This window comes from Pseudomonas sp. MF08875 (assembly GCF_059862525.1).
In genome coordinates, this window is record NZ_JCBCUW010000045.1 from 27,602 (window position 1) to 45,260 (window position 17,659).

The 17,659-nt window shown below is 64.9% G+C and carries 16 protein-coding genes and 1 pseudogene; 9 read left to right on the forward strand and 8 right to left on the reverse strand.

Annotation, left to right across the window (positions count from 1 at the left end):
• Positions 1 to 85 precede the first annotated feature (85 nt).
• The gene (locus AC19YT_RS22235) at positions 86 to 1,462 is read left to right on the forward strand and encodes an L-serine ammonia-lyase (protein WP_095109023.1); all 1,377 of its coding nucleotides are present in this window, start codon (positions 86 to 88) and stop codon (positions 1,460 to 1,462) included.
• A 388-nt stretch (positions 1,463 to 1,850) separates the two neighbouring features.
• Positions 1,851 to 2,954, forward strand: coding sequence for a choline metabolism transcriptional regulator GbdR (gene gbdR / locus AC19YT_RS22240; protein ID WP_095109022.1), 1,104 nt, complete (start codon positions 1,851 to 1,853; stop codon positions 2,952 to 2,954).
• A gap of 76 nt (positions 2,955 to 3,030) precedes the next feature.
• Here gbdR and AC19YT_RS22245 read toward each other — a convergent pair whose 3' ends face one another.
• The 5 genes from AC19YT_RS22245 to choX all read right to left on the reverse strand — a co-directional run bounded on the left by AC19YT_RS22245 (position 3,031) and on the right by choX (position 7,133).
• A complete protein-coding gene (locus AC19YT_RS22245) occupies positions 3,031 to 3,294 on the reverse strand; it encodes a hypothetical protein (RefSeq protein WP_095109021.1) in 264 nt (87 codons plus the stop codon).
• 255 nt (positions 3,295 to 3,549) lie between these two features.
• A complete protein-coding gene (locus AC19YT_RS22250) occupies positions 3,550 to 4,029 on the reverse strand; it encodes a thioesterase family protein (protein WP_095109020.1) in 480 nt (159 codons plus the stop codon).
• A gap of 106 nt (positions 4,030 to 4,135) precedes the next feature.
• Positions 4,136 to 5,101, reverse strand: a complete 966-nt coding sequence (locus AC19YT_RS22255) for an L-carnitine dehydrogenase (protein ID WP_500611045.1) — start codon at positions 5,099 to 5,101, stop codon at positions 4,136 to 4,138.
• A 132-nt stretch (positions 5,102 to 5,233) separates the two neighbouring features.
• Positions 5,234 to 6,121 carry a 3-dehydrocarnitine:acetyl-CoA trimethylamine transferase CdhC gene (gene cdhC / locus AC19YT_RS22260; RefSeq protein ID WP_095109018.1) on the reverse strand — a complete coding sequence of 296 codons (888 nt, stop codon included), beginning with the start codon at positions 6,119 to 6,121 and terminating at the stop codon, positions 5,234 to 5,236.
• Between the two features lie 70 nt (positions 6,122 to 6,191).
• Positions 6,192 to 7,133 (reverse strand): choline ABC transporter substrate-binding protein, encoded by a 942-nt coding sequence (gene choX, locus AC19YT_RS22265; protein ID WP_095109017.1) that lies wholly within the window; start codon positions 7,131 to 7,133, stop codon positions 6,192 to 6,194.
• Between the two features lie 192 nt (positions 7,134 to 7,325).
• Between choX and AC19YT_RS22270 the strand changes: the two genes are divergently transcribed.
• Entirely contained in the window at positions 7,326 to 8,285 is a 960-nt protein-coding gene (locus AC19YT_RS22270; protein ID WP_500611046.1) for a GlxA family transcriptional regulator, read from the forward strand.
• 109 nt (positions 8,286 to 8,394) lie between these two features.
• On the opposite strand, the gene AC19YT_RS22275 is transcribed toward AC19YT_RS22270, so the two are convergent.
• The 3 genes and pseudogenes from AC19YT_RS22275 to AC19YT_RS22285 form a co-directional block, all read right to left on the reverse strand.
• Positions 8,395 to 8,811: a DUF3010 family protein gene (locus AC19YT_RS22275; RefSeq protein WP_500611047.1), complete on the reverse strand. Its 417-nt coding sequence runs from the start codon at positions 8,809 to 8,811 to the stop codon at positions 8,395 to 8,397.
• A gap of 32 nt (positions 8,812 to 8,843) precedes the next feature.
• A pseudogene (locus AC19YT_RS22280) lies at positions 8,844 to 9,056 on the reverse strand (helix-turn-helix domain-containing protein); the annotation flags it as partial.
• A 27-nt stretch (positions 9,057 to 9,083) separates the two neighbouring features.
• Positions 9,084 to 9,485: a lysozyme inhibitor LprI family protein gene (locus AC19YT_RS22285; RefSeq protein WP_095109014.1), complete on the reverse strand. Its 402-nt coding sequence runs from the start codon at positions 9,483 to 9,485 to the stop codon at positions 9,084 to 9,086.
• A 220-nt stretch (positions 9,486 to 9,705) separates the two neighbouring features.
• Between AC19YT_RS22285 and AC19YT_RS22290 the strand changes: the two genes are divergently transcribed.
• From AC19YT_RS22290 to etfB, 6 genes are all read left to right on the forward strand, one after another.
• Positions 9,706 to 10,683 carry a dipeptidase gene (locus AC19YT_RS22290; protein WP_095109013.1) on the forward strand — a complete coding sequence of 326 codons (978 nt, stop codon included), beginning with the start codon at positions 9,706 to 9,708 and terminating at the stop codon, positions 10,681 to 10,683.
• A 78-nt stretch (positions 10,684 to 10,761) separates the two neighbouring features.
• On the forward strand, positions 10,762 to 11,292 hold the full coding sequence (locus tag AC19YT_RS22295; RefSeq protein WP_095109012.1) for a DUF5943 domain-containing protein: 531 nt from the start codon (positions 10,762 to 10,764) through the stop codon (positions 11,290 to 11,292).
• A 15-nt stretch (positions 11,293 to 11,307) separates the two neighbouring features.
• Positions 11,308 to 13,368, forward strand: coding sequence for a dimethylglycine demethylation protein DgcA (gene dgcA / locus AC19YT_RS22300; protein ID WP_095109011.1), 2,061 nt, complete (start codon positions 11,308 to 11,310; stop codon positions 13,366 to 13,368).
• A 104-nt stretch (positions 13,369 to 13,472) separates the two neighbouring features.
• A complete protein-coding gene (dgcB, locus tag AC19YT_RS22305; protein WP_500611048.1) occupies positions 13,473 to 15,416 on the forward strand; it encodes a dimethylglycine demethylation protein DgcB in 1,944 nt (647 codons plus the stop codon).
• A complete protein-coding gene (etfA, locus tag AC19YT_RS22310; protein WP_500611049.1) occupies positions 15,416 to 16,636 on the forward strand; it encodes an electron transfer flavoprotein subunit alpha in 1,221 nt (406 codons plus the stop codon). The genes dgcB and etfA overlap by 1 nt, the downstream gene beginning before the upstream one ends.
• Positions 16,637 to 16,652: 16 nt before the next feature.
• Positions 16,653 to 17,423, forward strand: coding sequence for an electron transfer flavoprotein subunit beta (gene etfB, locus AC19YT_RS22315; RefSeq protein ID WP_500611050.1), 771 nt, complete (start codon positions 16,653 to 16,655; stop codon positions 17,421 to 17,423).
• Positions 17,424 to 17,659 lie beyond the last annotated feature (236 nt).

The following is a 17,659-nucleotide window of genomic DNA, read 5'->3' on the forward strand; positions in this document are numbered from 1 at the left end:
ATGCGGCCATTGCGGCTTGAGCGTAGCAGTTGCGCCGACAGGCGTTTCTGCGCGCGATAGCACGTCCATCAGGAGGTTCGCGGTAATGGCTATCAGCGTGTTTGACCTGTTCAAGATCGGTATCGGCCCGTCCAGCTCCCACACCGTCGGGCCGATGCGCGCCGCCGCGTTGTTCGTCCAGGTGCTGGGGGAGCGGGGCCTGCTGGAGCAGGTGCGGCGCGTCGAGGTGCAGCTCTACGGCTCGCTCTCGGCCACCGGCATCGGCCACGGCAGCGACAACGCGGTCATCATGGGCCTGATGGGCGAATGGCCCGACGCAATCGACCCGGCGCAGATCGGCGTGCGCATCCAGGCCCTGCGCGAAACCCAGACCCTGCTGCTGAATAACCGCTGGCCGCTGCCGTTTGTCTGGGCGCGGGACATGCGCCTGATCGACGAGAACCTGCCGTTCCACCCCAACGCCATGACCCTGGTGGCCGAGGGCGAGCAGGGCGAGTTGCACCGCGACACCTACTATTCCATCGGTGGCGGTTTTGTCGTCGACGAGCAACAGGCTCGCAGCGGCGTCGCCGACCTGGACCGCACCGTGCTGCCCTACGATTTCTCCAGTGCCGAAGAGCTGCTGCAACTGTGCGAAAAGCACAACTTGCGGGTGGCGCAACTGATGCTTGCCAACGAAAAAACCTGGCGTTCGGAAGAACAAATCCGCAGCGGCCTGATGACTCTCTGGCGCGCCATGCAGGACTGCGTGGAGCAGGGCCTCAAGCACGAAGGCATCCTGCCCGGCGGGCTCAATGTGCGCCGCCGCGCCGCCCGCCTGCACCGCAGCCTGCAAGAACTGAACAAGCCCAACGTGATCGGCTCGACCCTGAGCGCCATGGAGTGGGTCAACCTGTTTGCTCTGGCGGTCAACGAAGAAAACGCCGCGGGCGGGCGCATGGTCACGGCACCGACCAACGGCGCGGCGGGGATCATCCCGGCGGTGCTGCACTACTTTATGAAATTCAGCGAAGTGGTCACCGAGGCCAATGTGGTCGACTATTTTCTCGGCGCCGCGGCGGTGGGCATTTTGTGCAAGAAGAACGCCTCTATCTCCGGCGCCGAAGTGGGTTGCCAGGGCGAGGTCGGTTCGGCCTGCGCCATGGCGGCGGCGGGGCTGGCGGAGATCCTCGGTGCCACCCCGGAGCAGGTGTGCAATGCGGCGGAAATCGGCCTGGAACACAACCTCGGCCTGACCTGCGACCCGGTGGGCGGCCTGGTGCAAGTGCCCTGCATCGAGCGCAACGCGATTGCCGCGGTCAAGGCCATCAACGCCGCGCAAATGGCCTTGCGCGGCGACGGCCAGCACTTTATTTCCCTCGACCGGGTGATCCGCACCATGCGCGACACCGGCGCCGACATGCACGACAAATACAAAGAAACCTCCCGCGGCGGGTTGGCGGTGAGTGCGGTGGAGTGTTGAGCCGCATTTGCTACGGCGCAGGGCTCGCCACCTTTTAGCGCGTCGCAATCAGATAACTCCTCAATAAGGCGCACTCGCCACTGATCTCGTGCCAGGGGTGACACCGTGGTTCAAGGGGCGTGGAGGCGCTTCCCACAAGTGCTACCGAACTGCTCAAACGCAGCGGGGCAGGGCCTTTGCGGGCCATGCTGGCACTTTATTCCGCACGGGCCGTGGGGGCTTGTGTAGACGCATCGCGACGTCGCTTTTAGGAGTTATTGAATACCCATTCAACTTTAGGCATGGCAATTGCTCTGTCCTCACAAAGCCCGTTTGCGCAAGCCAACGCCGGCAATAACAAGAGCCTCCGCCTGAGGCCATCACCTGCTTTGTGTGAGGAGATACCGCGATGACGTCGTTCAACTCCGGGGCCCAACCCCAGAACCGTGCGCCTCAATCCATCGGCTTTTTGCTGCTGGACAATTTCACGCTGATTTCCCTGGCCTCCGCCGTAGAGCCCCTGCGCATGGCCAACCAATTGTCCGGTCGCGAGTTGTATCGCTGGACCACCCTCACCGCCGACGGCAACCAGGTCTGGGCCAGCGACGGCCTGCAAATCACCCCCGACGCCTCCATGCACAAGGCCCCCGCCCTGGACACCGTGATCGTCTGCGGCGGCGTCGGCATCCAGCGCACCGTCACCCGCGAACACGTGTCGTGGCTGCAAAGCCAGGCGCGCCAGTCGCGCCGCCTCGGCGCGGTGTGCACCGGCAGTTGGGCGCTGGCGTGCGCGGGCCTGCTGGACGGTTTCGATTGCAGCGTGCACTGGGAATGCCTAGCCTCGATGCAGGAAGCCTTCCCGCGCGTGTCCATGAGCACCCGCCTGTTCACCCTCGACCGCAACCGCTTCACCAGCTCCGGCGGCACCGCGCCCCTGGACATGATGCTGCACCTGATTAGCCGCGATCACGGCCGCGAGCTGTCGGCGGCGATTTCCGAGATGTTCGTTTACGAGCGCATCCGCAACGAACAAGACCACCAGCGCGTGCCGCTCAAGCACATGCTGGGCACCAACCAGCCGAAGTTGCAGGAAATCGTCGCGCTGATGGAAGCCAACCTGGAAGAACCCATCGACCTCGACGAACTGGCGGTGTACGTCGCCGTGTCGCGGCGCCAGCTCGAACGCCTATTCCAGAAGTACCTGCACTGCTCGCCGTCGCGTTACTACCTCAAGTTGCGCCTGATCCGCGCACGGCAACTGCTCAAGCAGACGCCCATGTCGATCATCGAAGTGGCGTCGGTTTGCGGCTTCGTGTCCACGCCGCATTTCTCCAAGTGCTACCGCGAATACTTCGGCATTCCGCCGCGTGACGAGCGCGTAGGTTCCAACACTGCCCAGCAGGTGGCCATGCTGCCGCTGCCCCAGGCCCTGGGTTTGGCGCCGTTGTCCGGGCCGCTGTCGGCGTTGAGCCAGGCGCGCAATGAGTCGACCTTTGCCAGTGTGAGGCTCTAGACCGAGTTGGCTTTGATCGCGGGCGGCGTTGCGCTCGCCCGCGATAGCTATTTATCCAGCGCTACAGCTCTTGAACTCAGGCGCTACGACTCTGCTGATAAGCCGCCAACGCCGGCAGTAACTGCTTATCGATCGCCTGGCGCACTGCCGGCAAAAGCGTTGCGCTGCCGGTGTACAGCTTCTCCACCATGCCCTTGAGGGCCTTGGCCCGTTCGTCGCTCAAGCCGCGTACGGCGCACTCGCAGGCTTGTTCGGCGCTGGCGCCGCTGGCCACTTCAAACCCCAGGGCGCGCAACTGGCCCAGCAGGTCATCCAGATCAATCAAATCGGCGTGCATCATGGGGCTCTTCCTTATTCGAGGGCGCGTGGTGGGCTTGATTCTGGAAGGGCTATCGAGGCGGGGCAAGGCTGACTTGCCGCAATGGCCGCCATACCTATGAACAGGTCGTTTTCGGCTAACTCGCTCGCTCCCGGGCTGGGCACACTGGCTTTACGCTTGAACCGCGAAGGTTTGGTCACCCTCGCTTCGGCTCCTCGCAAAACCCTCTGCGCCCCGATCCTGTCACGGCTTGATCGGGGCTTTTTTGTGTCGGTTTCAGGGCTTGCGCGGCACCAGGGCGATGACCCGGCCCAGGTTGGCGGGCGCGGGCAAGTCGCGTTGCTCGGCCATCAGCTTGTGCAACGCGGCCAACGCTTGCTCGCTGAACGGTGCCGCGTGGGGCCCGGCCAGGTCAACGTGCAGGAGCATTTGCTCATTGCCCGCCAGGGCTTGCTCGGCGCCCGCCAGGTGCAGGCTGTGATACAGGTGCAGGCGTTTGGCATCGTGGCCGATGAGTTGCGTGCGTACCTCGACCTGGGCACCGAGCTTGACCTCATGCAGGTAGTTCAGATGCAGCTCCAGGGTGAACAGTGAATGGCCGCTGGCGCCCCGCTGGGCGCTGTCCATGCCCAGGCGATCCATCAGGGCATCGGTGGCGTAGCTAAAAATCAGCAGGTAAAAGGCATCGCGCAGGTGGCCGTTGTAGTCGACCCAGTCGGGTTGAACCTTGGTGGTGTAGGTGGTCAGTGCGGGCATGGCAGCGGTTCCAGGCATGTGTACTCGGTCAAAAGTGGGAGCTGGCTTTGCGATGACGGTGGTGCATCTTGCATCGCCATCGCAGGCAAACCAGTGCCCCCAGCGGTTATTCGGCGAAGCTCATTCCATGCCGGGCCTTGGTGGCTTTTACCGCGTCCAGCACCGCCAGCAGGCAGTCATCACGATAGCGCTCCAGGGCCGCAATGCTGCGCTGGCCCAGTTGTTCGGCGGTGCCTTGGACCACGTCGTCGATCAGTTTGTCCGTCAGTGGCGGCGCGGGCAGGTGGGTCCAGGGCAGTTGCAGTGCCGGGCCGAACTGGGCCATGAAGTGGCGCATGCCGGCGTCACCGCCGGCCAGGGTGTAGGTCAGGAACGTGCCCATGAACGACCAGCGCAACCCGGCGCCAAAGCGGATGGCGTCGTCAATCTCGCCGGTGCTCGCCACCCCGTCGTTGACCAGGTGCAACGCCTCGCGCCACAGCGCTTCGAGTAGGCGATCGGCGATGAACCCAGGCACCTCCTTACGCACATGCAAGGGGCGCATGCCCAGGTGTGTGTAAACCTGGATCGCCGCTTGCACGGCCTCGGGCGCGGTGTGGCGGCCGCCCACCACTTCCACCAGCGGCAGCAGGTAAACCGGGTTGAACGGGTGGCCGACCACGCAGCGCTGCGGGTGGGTTGCGCCCTCGTAGAACTCGCTGGGCAGCAACCCCGAGGTGCTGGAGGCGATCAAGGCCTCGGGCTTGGCTGCTGCGCTGATTTTGCTGTGCAGGTCGAGCTTCAGTTGCAGGCGTTCGGGGGCGCTCTCCTGAATAAAGTCGGCGTCTTTCACGCAATCTTCGATCGTGGCGACAAAGCGCAGGCGCGCCTGCGATGCATCGGGGGCCAGGCCCTGCTTCTGCAGGGCGCCCCAGGCGTTGGCGACCCGTTGGCGCAGGGCCGCTTCGGCGCCGGGCGCCGGGTCCCAGGCGACGACGTCCAGGCCATGGGCGAGGGCGCGTGCCACCCAGCCACTGCCGATGACGCCACTGCCCAGGGCAGCGAAGGTGTTGATATGGGTGATAAAGGGCATGGGCAACTCCTGAAAACAGTGATGAACCCCTGTGGGGGTGAGCTTGCTCGCGAGGCGGGTGGTCGAGCCGGCATTTTTTTGTGCCTGGAGCACCGCCATCGCGAGCGGGCTCGCTCCCACAAGGGAGGTAGGTTAGTGGCGCTGGGCCAAGCCCATTTTCGTGCGCCCTTCGGCCGGGCTGAGGATGCGGGCGCCGAGGCGGCTGAGGATTTCGCTGGCCCGTTCCACCAGTTGGCCGTTGGTTGCCAGCACACCCTTGTCCAGCCATAGGTTGTCTTCCAGCCCGACCCGCACATTGCCGCCCAGCAGCACCGCTTGCGCGGCCATGGGCATTTGCATGCGGCCGATGCCGAACCCGGCCCACACGGCGCCTGCGGGCAGGTTATCGACCATGGCTTTCATGGTGGTGGTGTCGGCCGGGGCGCCCCAAGGAATGCCCAGGCACAGTTGGAACAGCGGGTCGTCGAGCAGGCCTTCGCTCATCATCTGCTTGGCGAACCACAGGTGGCCGGTGTCGAAAATCTCCAGCTCGGCCTTCACCCCCAGTTCCTGGATGCGCTTGGCGCCGGCGCGCAACTGGGCCGGGGTGGAAACGTAGACGGTGTCGCCATCGCCGAAATTCAGGGTGCCGCAATCGAGGGTGCAGATCTCCGGCAGCAGTTCCTCAACGTGGGCCAGGCGCGTCAGCGGGCCCACCAGGTCAGTGTTCGGGCCGAACGCCATGGGCCGCTCGCCGGCGCCGATCTCCAGGTCGCCGCCCATGCCGGCAGTGAGGTTGACGATGATGTCGACGTCCGCCTCGCGGATGCGCTCCATCAGCTCGCGGTACAGCGCCACATCGCGGCTGAACCGGCCGGTGGCGGGGTCGCGCACGTGGCAATGCACCACGGTGGCGCCGGCCTTGGCCGCTTCCACGGCGGCGGCGGCGATTTGTTTGGGGGTGACCGGCACGTGGGGGCTGCGGCCGCTCGTGTCGCCAGCACCGGTGAGTGCGCAGGTGATGATGACGTCGTGGTTCATGGTGCGGGTTCCTTCAGGCGTGAGGGTTCGCTGCACAGCCGTGTGGCGCTGCGCAGGTGGGCTTTGTGGCTCAGTTGCCGGTCAGTTGCAGGTGTTGGGCGGCGGGTTTGCCATCGAAGGTCGTCACCCCCTCGAGCCAGCGCTGGCGGTCTTGCGGATGGTCCTTGAGCCACTGGCGGGCGGACTCGAAAGCGTCCTTGTGGTCGAGCAGCGGTTGCATCATGCGGCTCTCGTCCTCGGCGGTGAACGTCAGGTTGCTCAGCAAGCGGCCGACGTTCGGGCACTTTTGCCCGTAGTCGGGGGCGGTGACGGTCCAGACCGTGGCCTGGCCTTCGTTCGGCCCTAGCGCGCCCTCGCTGCCGGACAGGTACGTCATCTTCTGGTTGACGTTCATCGGGTGCGGTGCCCAGCCGAAAAACACGATGGCTTCGTTGCGCTTCACCGCCCGGGACACTGCCGAGAGCATGCCCGCTTCGCTGGATTCCACCAGTTGGAATTTGCCCAGGCCGAACTGGTTCTTGGCGATCATCGCCTTGATTTGGGTGTTGGCGCCCGAACCCGGTTCGATGCCGTAGATCTTGCCGTCCAGTTCTTTCGCGAACCTGGCGATGTCGGCAAAGGTTTTCAGGCCCTTGTCCGCCAAGTACGTGGGCACGGCCAGGGTGGCGCGGGCGTCCTTGAGGCTGGGCGTGTCGAGGACCTGAACCTGCCCGGCATCGATGAACGGGGTGATGGTCTGGGTCATGATCGGGTTCCAGTAGCCCAGGAACAGGTCCAGGCGCTGGTCGCGGATGCCGGCGAAGATGATTTGCTGGGAGGCGCTGGTTTGTTTGGTCTTGTAGCCGAGGCCGTCGAGCAGTACCTGGGTCATGGCGCTGGTGGCGATCACGTCGGTCCAGTTGACCACGCCCATGCGCACGTTCTGGCACGCGGCAGGCTCGCCCGCCTGGGCGGTGGCGAGGGAAACCGTGCCGCTCAGGGCAAGTAAGCAACTACCAATCAATCGTTTCATGGAGGGTTCCTCGGCAGGTCGTTATTGTCGGTTCCGGCGTCTCGCGCACCGGTATGGCCACGTTACGCAGCCTGCCCGCGGGCAAAGCGCACAGGGGCGACCGGCTCTTGCACTGGAGCGACCTGGCGGTTGTCACTGCGGCGCAACTGGCGTATCAACCTGCACAGGCTAGCCGCGACCCGAGCAGGTGCCATGACCCAGGATTTCCACTTCTTGCTGATGCCGGGGTTCTCGGCCCTGGGCTTTATCTCGGCCCTCGAACCGTTGCGGGTGGCCAACCGCTTTCGCGGCGAGTTGTACCGCTGGCAGGTGTTGAGCAGCGATGGCGGCCCGGTATTGGCCAGCAACGGCATGTCGGTCAATGCCGACGCGGGGCTTGAGGTTTTGGGCAAAGGCGCAACGCTGCTGGTGGTGGCCGGTTTCGAGCCCCTCGCCCACGCCACGCCAGCCCTGGGCCACTGGCTGCGCCGCCTCGACCTGGAGGGCGTGACCCTGGGCGGCATCGACACCGGCAGCGTGATCCTGGCCGATGCCGGCCTGCTCGACGGCCACCGCGTGACCCTGCACTGGGAAGCCATCGAGGCGTTCAAGGAGACTTATCCACAGCTGCGGGTGACCCAGGAGCTGTTCGAGATCGACCGGCGCCGCATCACCTCGGCCGGCGGCACGGCCTCCATCGATTTGATGCTCGACCTGATCGCCCAGGCCCATGGCGCGGAGCTGGCGGTGCAGGTCAGCGAGCAGTTTGTGCTGGGCCGCATCCGCCCGCGCCAGGACCACCAGCGCATGCAGGTCGCCGCGCGCTACGGGATCAACAACACAAAGCTGGCCCAAGTGATCGGCGAGATGGAGCGCCACAGCGAACCGCCGCTGACCACCCTGCAATTGGCCGACGCCATCAAGGTCACCCGGCGCCAACTCGAACGCCTGTTTCGCCTGCACCTGGGCGACACGCCAAGCCATTTCTACCTGGGCCTGCGCCTGGACAAGGCCCGGCAACTGCTGCGCCAGACCGGCCTGAGCGTGCTGCAAGTGAGCATTGCCTGCGGCTTCGAATCACCGTCGTACTTCACCCGCAGCTACCGGGCACGCTTCGCCAAATGCCCGCGGGAAGATCGGCGCGGCGTGGAGGAGGGGCGGGAGAAGAACTGACCTGTAGGCGCCAGCCTGCTTGCGATAGCGGCAGTAGAGCCACTGCCCATGGTGACTGTGGTGCTGCTACCGCGAGCAGGCTCGCTCCCACCGTGAGGGTGGGGGGTGATTATTTTTTCAGCAGCGCCGCACAGGCTGCCTTGTACGCCTCGTGCTGATACTTGTTCAGCGTCGCCGGCAGCTCGACGTTGTGTTTTTTGCTTTGTGCGCTGAGGGTCTGGGGCGAGAGCAGGGTCACCTCGCAGCCGTCGAGCAACTGGAACACGCCCTCGATCTTGAAAGTGGTCGGCCCGCCCGCGAACTCACCCTTCTTACTGCGCTTCTTGATGGCGATGCGTTCGATGGCGTTGTCGCGTACAAACGCGGCCACCTCACGGGCGAAGGCCTTGACGTTGGCCGCGTCGTCATCGTCTTGCAGGGCGATTTTCTTGGTGGCCAAGGCCACGTGCCCCAACGCCTGGCCGTCTTGGCGGGCAACGGCGAAGATCGCTTCGCTGCCTTTGATTTCGATACCGCAGATATTCATGGCGATCCTGGAAAGAAGAGAGGGCGTGCAGCTTACAGCTCCAACTGCACGGCGTTGATGCCGAACGCAGCGGCAATTTTCTCGCGGGTGGCGCGCCGGGGCTTGGCCACCGCTTCCTGCTGGGCAAAAGCCGGTTGGGAAATCCCCAGGCGCTGGGCCACTTCGTCCTGGGTCAGGTTCAAATGCTCGCGCCAGGCACGGATCGGCGTGGCGCCATCGACGATGCGGCTGACCACTTCGTGGGGGAACGAATAGTTGCTCATGGGTTGTCTTTACTGCTGCCCAATCGACTCCAAAAACTCTGACCGCTCGTCGCTCATGCGCGCCAGGCAGTCGTTGTGGGCGATGGTGTAGGCCTTGCTGCCGGGTTTGGCGGGGAAGGTTTCGACGGCGCAGTCGGCGTCGCGCTGTTTTTGCCACAGGGCCTGGGCGGCCTGGAGTTTGCCGGTGATGTCCATCAGTTGCGCGCTGTTGTTGCCGTAGAGGGCGCCCAGGCGTTCGGTCAGGCCTTGCAGGTTTTCGCTGAGCAATTGCTCGGCGGTGGTTTTGTTGAAGGTTGCGCATTCGAGGGTCTGCTGGTCGTTTTCGACCGCGTCGCACGGGGTGTCGCCGCCTTCTTCGGCCGCGTGCACGGTGCCGGCAACCAGTGCCAAAGCCAGGAGAATCATTTTCATTGCGCTGCCCCAGATCCAGTGATGGCGCGAATTCTGGCGCAAGCGCCGGGGCTTGGATAGATGGGGGCTCGCAGGCGGTGGTCGAGCATTGCCGGCGATTGACGCTTTCGGCAATTGCGCTGTCGTTTTTGCACCCGGCCATCACGGCCCTCAGGCATATGCTGGCCCCAAAGCGCCGGCAGACGATTCGGCGCATGGATCGCCAAAAGGGGACAGCCTGATGAGCCCAGCCGAACTGCACGCCGACAGCATCGTTATCGACGGGCTGATTATTGCCAAGTGGAACCGTGAGCTGTTTGAAGACATGCGCAAGGGCGGCCTGACCGCCGCCAACTGCACGGTGTCGGTCTGGGAGGGCTTCCAGGCCACGGCCAATAACATTGCCGCCAGCCAGAAACTGATCCGCGAGAACAGCGACCTGGTGCTCCAGGTCAAGACCACCGCCGACATCCGCCGCGCCAAGGAGCAGGGCAAAACCGGGATCTTCTTCGGCTTTCAGAATGCCCATGCCTACGAGGACCAGATCGGCTACGTCGAGCTGTTCAAGCAGTTGGGCGTGGGCATTGTGCAGATGTGCTACAACACCCAGAACCTGGTGGGCACCGGTTGCTACGAGCGCGATGGCGGGCTGTCGGGCTTTGGTCGCGAGATCGTCGCCGAGATGAACCGCGTGGGGGTGATGTGCGACCTGTCCCACGTCGGCTCCAAGACCAGCGAAGAGGTCATCCTCGAATCGAAGAAACCGGTCTGCTATTCCCACTGCCTGCCCTCGGGGCTCAAGGCGCACCCGCGCAACAAGTCCGATGAAGAACTGAGGTTCATCGCCGACCACGGCGGTTTTGTCGGCGTGACCATGTTTGCGCCCTTCCTGGCCAAGGGCATCGATTCGACCATCGATGACTACGCCGAAGCGATCGAATACACCATGAACATCGTCGGCGAGGATTCCATCGGCATCGGCACCGACTTCACCCAGGGTCACGGCCAGGACTTCTTCGAGTACCTGACCCACGACAAGGGCTACGCCCGACGCCTGACCAGTTTCGGCAAGATCATCAACCCCCTGGGCATCCGCACCGTGGGCGAGTTCCCCAACCTCACCGAAACCCTGCTCAAGCGCGGCCACCCCGAACGTGTGGTGCGCAAGATCATGGGCGAGAACTGGGTCAATGTCCTGAAGGACATCTGGGGCGAATAGGCCACCGATCCGCTGAGTCTTTTCCCGCCGCAACCCGCGCGGTGGGTCATCTACAGAATTTTTTGGAGTTAAGTTTCCATGGCCAAGATCGCCCCGCAACTGCCCATCGAAGTCGACAGTGAAACCGGTGTCTGGACCTCCGACGCCCTGCCGATGCTTTACGTACCACGGCACTTTTTCGTCAATAACCACATGGGCATCGAAGAAGTCCTGGGTGCCGAGGCCTACGCCGAAATCCTCTATAAGGCCGGCTACAAATCCGCCTGGCATTGGTGCGAGAAAGAGGCCCAGTGCCATGGCCTGGAAGGGGTGGCGGTGTTCGAGCACTACATGAAGCGCTTGTCGCAGCGCGGCTGGGGCCTGTTCAAGATCCAGGCTATCGACCTCGATAAAGGCACCGCCAGCGTCAAGCTCGAACACTCGGCGTTCGTCTATGTGTACGGCAAGGTCGGGCGCAAGGTGGACTACATGTTCACCGGTTGGTTTGCCGGGGCCATGGACCAGATTCTGGCCGCGCGCGGCAGCCCCCTGCGCACCGTCGCCGAACAAGTTTACGGAGGCTCCGAAGAGGGCCACGAAGACGGCTTGTTCACCGTCAAGCCGTTGTAAGCCGAGGACCCTGCCATGGCTTTTGAAGCAATGTTCGCGCCGATCCAGATCGGCAAACTGACCATCCGCAACCGCGTGCTCAGCACCGCCCACGCCGAGGTGTACGCCACCGACGGCGGCATGACCACCGACCGCTACGTCAAGTACTACGAAGAAAAGGCCAAGGGCGGCATCGGCCTGGCGATTTGCGGTGGCTCCTCGGTGGTGGCCATCGACAGCCCGCAGGAATGGTGGAGCTCGGTCAACCTGGCCACCGACCGCATCATCCCGCACTTCCAGAACCTGGCCGATGCCATGCACAAGCATGGCGCCAAGATCATGATCCAGATAACCCACATGGGCCGTCGCTCGCGCTGGGACGGCTTCAACTGGCCGACCCTGATGTCGCCCTCCGGCGTGCGTGAGCCGGTGCACCGCGCCACCTGCAAGACCATCGAACCGGAAGAAATCTGGCGGGTGATCGGCAACTACGCCCAGGCCGCGCGCCGGGCCAAGGCCGGGGGCCTGGACGGCGTCGAACTGTCGGCGGTGCACCAGCACATGATCGACCAGTTCTGGAGCCCACGGGTCAACAAGCGCACCGACGAATGGGGCGGCAGCTTCGAGGGCCGGATGAAGTTCGGCGTGGAAGTGCTCAAGGCCGTGCGCGCCGAAGTCGGCCCGGACTTTTGCGTGGGCATCCGCCTGTGCGGCGACGAGTTCCACCCCGATGGCCTGAGCCACGAGGACATGAAGCAGATCGCCAAGTATTACGACGACACCGGCATGCTCGACTTCATCGGCGTCGTCGGCTCGGGTTGCGACACCCACAACACCCTGGCCAACGTCATCCCCAACATGAGCTACCCGCCGGAGCCGTTCCTGCACCTGGCCGCCGGCATCAAGGAAGTGGTCAAGGTGCCGGTGCTGCACGCGCAGAACATCAAAGACCCGAACCAGGCCACGCGCATCCTCGAAGGTGGCTATGTGGACATGGTCGGCATGACCCGCGCCCACATCGCCGACCCGCACCTGATCGCCAAGATCAAGATGGGCCAGATCGACCAGATCAAGCAGTGCGTGGGCGCCAACTACTGCATCGACCGCCAGTACCAGGGCCTGGACGTGCTGTGCATCCAGAACGCCGCCACCTCGCGCGAATACATGGGCGTGCCCCACATCATCGAAAAAACCACCGGGGTGAAACGCACCGTGGTGGTGGTCGGTGCCGGCCCGGCCGGGATGGAAGCCGCCCGCGTGGCCGCCGAACGGGGCCATCAGGTGACCTTACTGGAGAAGAAGGAATTTATCGGCGGGCAGATCACCACGGCGTCCAAGGCGCCGCAGCGCGACCAGATCGCTGGCATCACCCGTTGGTACCAACTGGAGCTGGCGCGGCTGAAAGTTGACCTGCGCCTGGGCGTGGCCGCCGACACGGCGACCATCCTCGACCTGCGCCCCGACATCGTCGTGCTCGCCGTGGGCGGGCACCCCAACCTTGAGCAGAACGAACATTGGGGCGCTGCCGAAGGCCTGGTGGTCAGCAGTTGGGACGTGCTCGACGGCAAGGTCGCGCCAGGCAAGAACGTGCTGGTCTACGACACCATTTGCGAGTTCACCGGCATGTCGGTGGCCGACTTTCTCGCCGACAAGGGCAGTCAGGTGGAAATCGTCACCGACGACATCAAGCCCGGCGTGGCGATTGGCGGCACGTCCTTCCCCACCTACTACCGCAGCATGTACCCCAAGGAGGTGGTCATGACCGGCGACATGATGCTGGAGAAGGTCTACCGCGAAGGCGACAAGTTGATCGCCGTGCTGGAGAACGAATACACCGGCGCCAAGGAGGAGCGGGTGGTGGACCAAGTGGTAGTGGAAAACGGCGTGCGCCCCGACGAGGCCCTGTACTACGGCCTCAAGCAAGGCTCGCGCAACAAGGGCCAGATCGACGTCGAAGCCCTGTTCGCCATCAAGCCGCAGCCGTGCCTGAGCGAGGCGGGTGATGGGTACTTGTTGTTCCGCATTGGCGACTGTGTCGCCCAGCGCAACACCCATGCCGCCATCTACGACGCCTTGCGCCTGTGCAAAGACTTTTAAGAGCGGTTGTTAGCGACAAGCGACAAGCGGCAAGCAAGAGCACCGAATGACCGGCTCTGGCTTGTCGCTTGCAGCTTGAAGCTTGCCACTCAGAGGCTACCCCCATGCTGAACACCCTTCTTCCCCTCCTGCTGTTCACTGCCTTGGGCCTCGCGGTCCTCGGCGCTTTGCGGCGGATGAACCTGTGGCGCCGGGGCCGGGCCTCGAAGGTCGACCTGCTTGGCGGCCTGCTGGCCATGCCCAAGCGCTACATGGTCGATTTGCACCATGTGGTGGCCCGCGACAAGTACATCGCCAACACCCACGTCGCCACCGCACTGGGCTTTGTGCTGTCGGCGTTGCTGGCGATTGTGGTGCACGGTTTCGGCCTGCACAGCCGCGTGCTCGGCTACGCCTTGCTGGCGGCCTGCGGGCTGATGTTCGTGGGCGCGATCTTCGTTTACCTGCGCCGGCGCAACCCGCCCGCGCGGCTGTCCAAAGGCCCGTGGATGCGCTTGCCGAAAAGCCTGATGGCGTTTGCCGTGAGTTTCTTTTTACTGACCCTGCCGGTGGCCGGCGTGTTGCCGGCGAACTTCGGCGGCTGGGTGCTGGTGGTGTTGCTGGGCCTGGGCGTGCTGTGGGGCGTGGCGGAGATGTTCTTTGGCATGACCTGGGGCGGGCCGATGAAACACGCCTTCGCCGGCGCCCTGCACCTGGCCTGGCACCGACGCGCCGAGCGTTTCGGCGGCGGGCGCTCCACGGGCCTCAAACCCCTGGACTTGAACGACCTGGCGGCGCCCCTGGGGGTGGAAAAACCCAAGGATTTCACCTGGAACCAACTGCTGGGTTTTGACGCCTGCGTGCAGTGCGGCCGCTGCGAAGCGGCGTGCCCGGCGTTTGCCGCGGGCCAGCCGCTGAACCCGAAAAAACTCATCCAGGACATGGTGGTTGGCCTGGCCGGCGGCACCGATGCCAAGTTCGCCGGCAGCCCCTACCCGGGCAAAGCTATTGGTGAACACGGCGGCAACCCGCACCAGCCTATCGTCAACGGCCTGGTGGACGCCGAAACGCTATGGTCATGCACCACGTGCCGCGCTTGCGTGGAAGAGTGCCCGATGATGATCGAGCACGTAGACGCTATCGTCGATATGCGCCGCCACCTGACCCTGGAAAAGGGCGCTACGCCGAACAAGGGCGCCGAAGTGCTGGAAAACCTGATCGCCACCGACAACCCCGGCGGCTTCGCCCCCGGCGGGCGGATGAACTGGGCGGCGGACCTGAACCTCAACCTGCTCAACGACAAGCAGGCCTGCGACGTGTTGTTCTGGGTTGGCGACGGCGCCTTCGACATGCGCAACCAGCGCACCCTGCGCGCCTTCGTCAAAGTGCTCAAGGCTGCCGGCGTGGACTTCGCCGTGCTCGGCCTGGAGGAGCGCGACAGCGGCGACGTGGCCCGGCGCCTGGGCGATGAGGCGACCTTCCAACGGCTGGCCCGGCGCAATATCCAGACCCTGGCCCAATACCGCTTCAACCGTATCGTCACCTGCGACCCCCACAGTTTCCACGTGCTGAAAAACGAGTACGGCGCCTTCGACGGCAACTACCGGGTGCAGCACCACAGCACCTACATGGCCGAGTTGATCGCGGCGGGCAGCCTCAACCTGGGCCGGCACAAAGGCGCCAGCGTGACTTACCACGACCCGTGCTACCTGGGCCGCTACAACGGCGAATACGAAGCACCGCGCCAAGTGCTGCGCGCCCTGGGCATCGAGGTCCAGGAGATGCAGCGCGCGGGGTTTCGCTCGCGCTGCTGCGGCGGCGGTGGCGGCGCGCCGATCACCGATATCCCAGGCAAGCAGCGCATCCCCGATATGCGCATGGACGACATCCGCGAAACCGGCGCCGAGCTGGTGGCAGTGGGCTGCCCGCAATGCACGGCGATGCTTGAAGGGGTGGTCGAACCGCGCCCAGCCATCAAGGACATCGCCGAGCTGGTGGCCGAGGCCCTGCTCGAAGACGCCGCGCCGAACCCGGCTGCGGCCCGCCGCGAACCCATGGAGGTGCACTGATGAGCGACATCATCCGCCGCGACCCTCACGCCGAGTGGATTGCCCGCAACCGCTTGCACCCGCTGCACGCGGCCCTGCAACCGGCGCAACACAGCTGGATGGGGCCCAACGGCGTGCTGCGCAAGAACCCCCACGGCATCGGTTTTATCGGCCCCAACGGCGTCAAGCGCATCGACCGCAGCGGCGCCCAGCAGGGCGGTACGGCCAAGCGCACGGCGGCGGTGCAGGTGCAATTGCCGCTGCACCGGGTGGCGCAACCGGCGTTTTACATCGCCGTGGTGCCGGACATGGTCGGCGGCCGCTTGAGCAGCCACGACCGCGACCTGCTGGGCCTGGCCCGGCAACTGGCCGGTACGGACGGCGCGGTGCTGGCGCTGGTGTTCGGCGAGCACAAGGAAAACACCTTCGCCACGGCGGGAGTGGATCGCCTGTTGCAGCTCGACGGCGAGCAGTTCAGCGGTTATGCACCGGAGCAACGGGTGCAGGGTCTGCGGGCTGTGGATAACCAATTCGCGCCACGCCATTGGCTGCTGCCCGACAGCCGCAGCGGTGGCGGCGAACTGGGCCGGCGCTTTGCCGCTGCCCTGGGCGAACGCCCGGCCACACGGGTGTGGCAGGTTAAGGACGAGGCCTGCATCGGCCGCGCCGGCGCGGGTTTGCAAGACCTCGCCCGGCCGCTGGCGCGGGTGATTTTGGCCGGCGCCGAATGCGCCGAACCGGTCAGCGAAAGCCGCCACGAAGCGTTGCCCGTGGAGTTATCCACAGCCGTGGCGCGCAGCCTCTCGCGCATCGAAGACCTGGGCGCGGTGGCCGTGGACCCGGCGGCGATTCCCATGGCCGAGGCCGAGTTCATTTTTTCCGGCGGCAACGGGGTCAAGGACTGGGCGCTGTTCCATCAGGCTGCCGCCGCGCTGGGGGCCACCGAAGGCGCTTCGCGGGTGGCTGTGGACGACGGCTTCATGGCCCGCGATCGCCAGGTCGGCGCGTCCGGCACCTGGGTCACCGCACGGGTGTATGTGGCGGTGGGGATCAGCGGCGCGATCCAGCACCTGCAAGGCATCGCTGCCTGCGACAAGGTGGTGGCGATCAACCTCGACCCCGGCTGCGACATGATTAAACGCGCCGACCTGTCGGTGATTGGCGAGAGCGCAGCGCTGCTCACCGCCCTGATTGAAGCGGTCGCCGCTTACCGCAATGAAACCCGGCGCGATGCGGCCTAACCCGAGGACGAAGGCAATGAGTACACACGTGATTAGCCTGGTGTCCATCGGCGCCCACCCGACCTCCGGCCGGCCCCAGCGCGCCGAGCAGGATGCACGGGCCGTGGAGCTGGGCCTGCAACTGGCTGGGGATAACTTGCAGGTGTTGCACGCCGGCGACGCCGCCGAACCGGCCCTGCGCGCCTACCTGGGCATGGGCCTGGCGCAACTGCATGTGCTGGAACAAACCCCGGGCAGCGACGCCTTGCCGGCCCTGGCCGACTACCTGCGCGGCGCCGGCGCCCAAGTGGTGCTCACCGGCAGCCAGGCCGAAACCGGCGAGGGCTCGGGCATGCTGCCCTTTTTGCTCGCCGAAAGCCTGGGCTGGCCGCTGGTGGTGGGGCTGGCCGAGGTCGAATCCATCGAAGGCGGCGCAGCCCTGGTGCTGCAAGCCTTGCCCCGGGGCCAGCGGCGGCGCTTGAAGGTCAAGCTGCCGCTCCTCGCCACCGTTGATAACGCCGCGCCCAAACCCCGGCAAAGCGCCTACGGCCCGGCGCGCCGGGGCCTGCTAGCCACCGAGGCAGTGCCGTTAACGGCCGACGCACTGCTCGCCAGCGCCACCCTGCAACCGGCCAAACCGCGGCCCAAGCGCCTGAAAGTCATCAAAGCCAAAAGCGGCGCCGACCGCATGAAGGCCGCCACCGCCAAAGCCAGCGGCGGCGGTGGCCAACTCCTGAAAAACCTCAGCCCTCAGGAAGGCGCACAGGCCATCCTCAAACTGCTGATCGAAGAGGGCGTAGTGCGCTGAAACCCCCTAGCTTAGCCAGGTGTGAGCGGCCTCTGTGGGAGCGGGCTCTGCCCGCGATGGGTGCCCCCATGCGGCCTCGCCTGCCGCTATCCCCTCAAGGGTCTTTATCGTCGTAGGCCGATTCCCACTTATCGCGTCCGTTTAGTCTGATTTCTAGCCGGAATCGGCGTCGTTACCATCGCGCCTTGCTTGTTTGCGAGGTTGAAATGATGGAGACACTCCTATGGCGTGAGCTG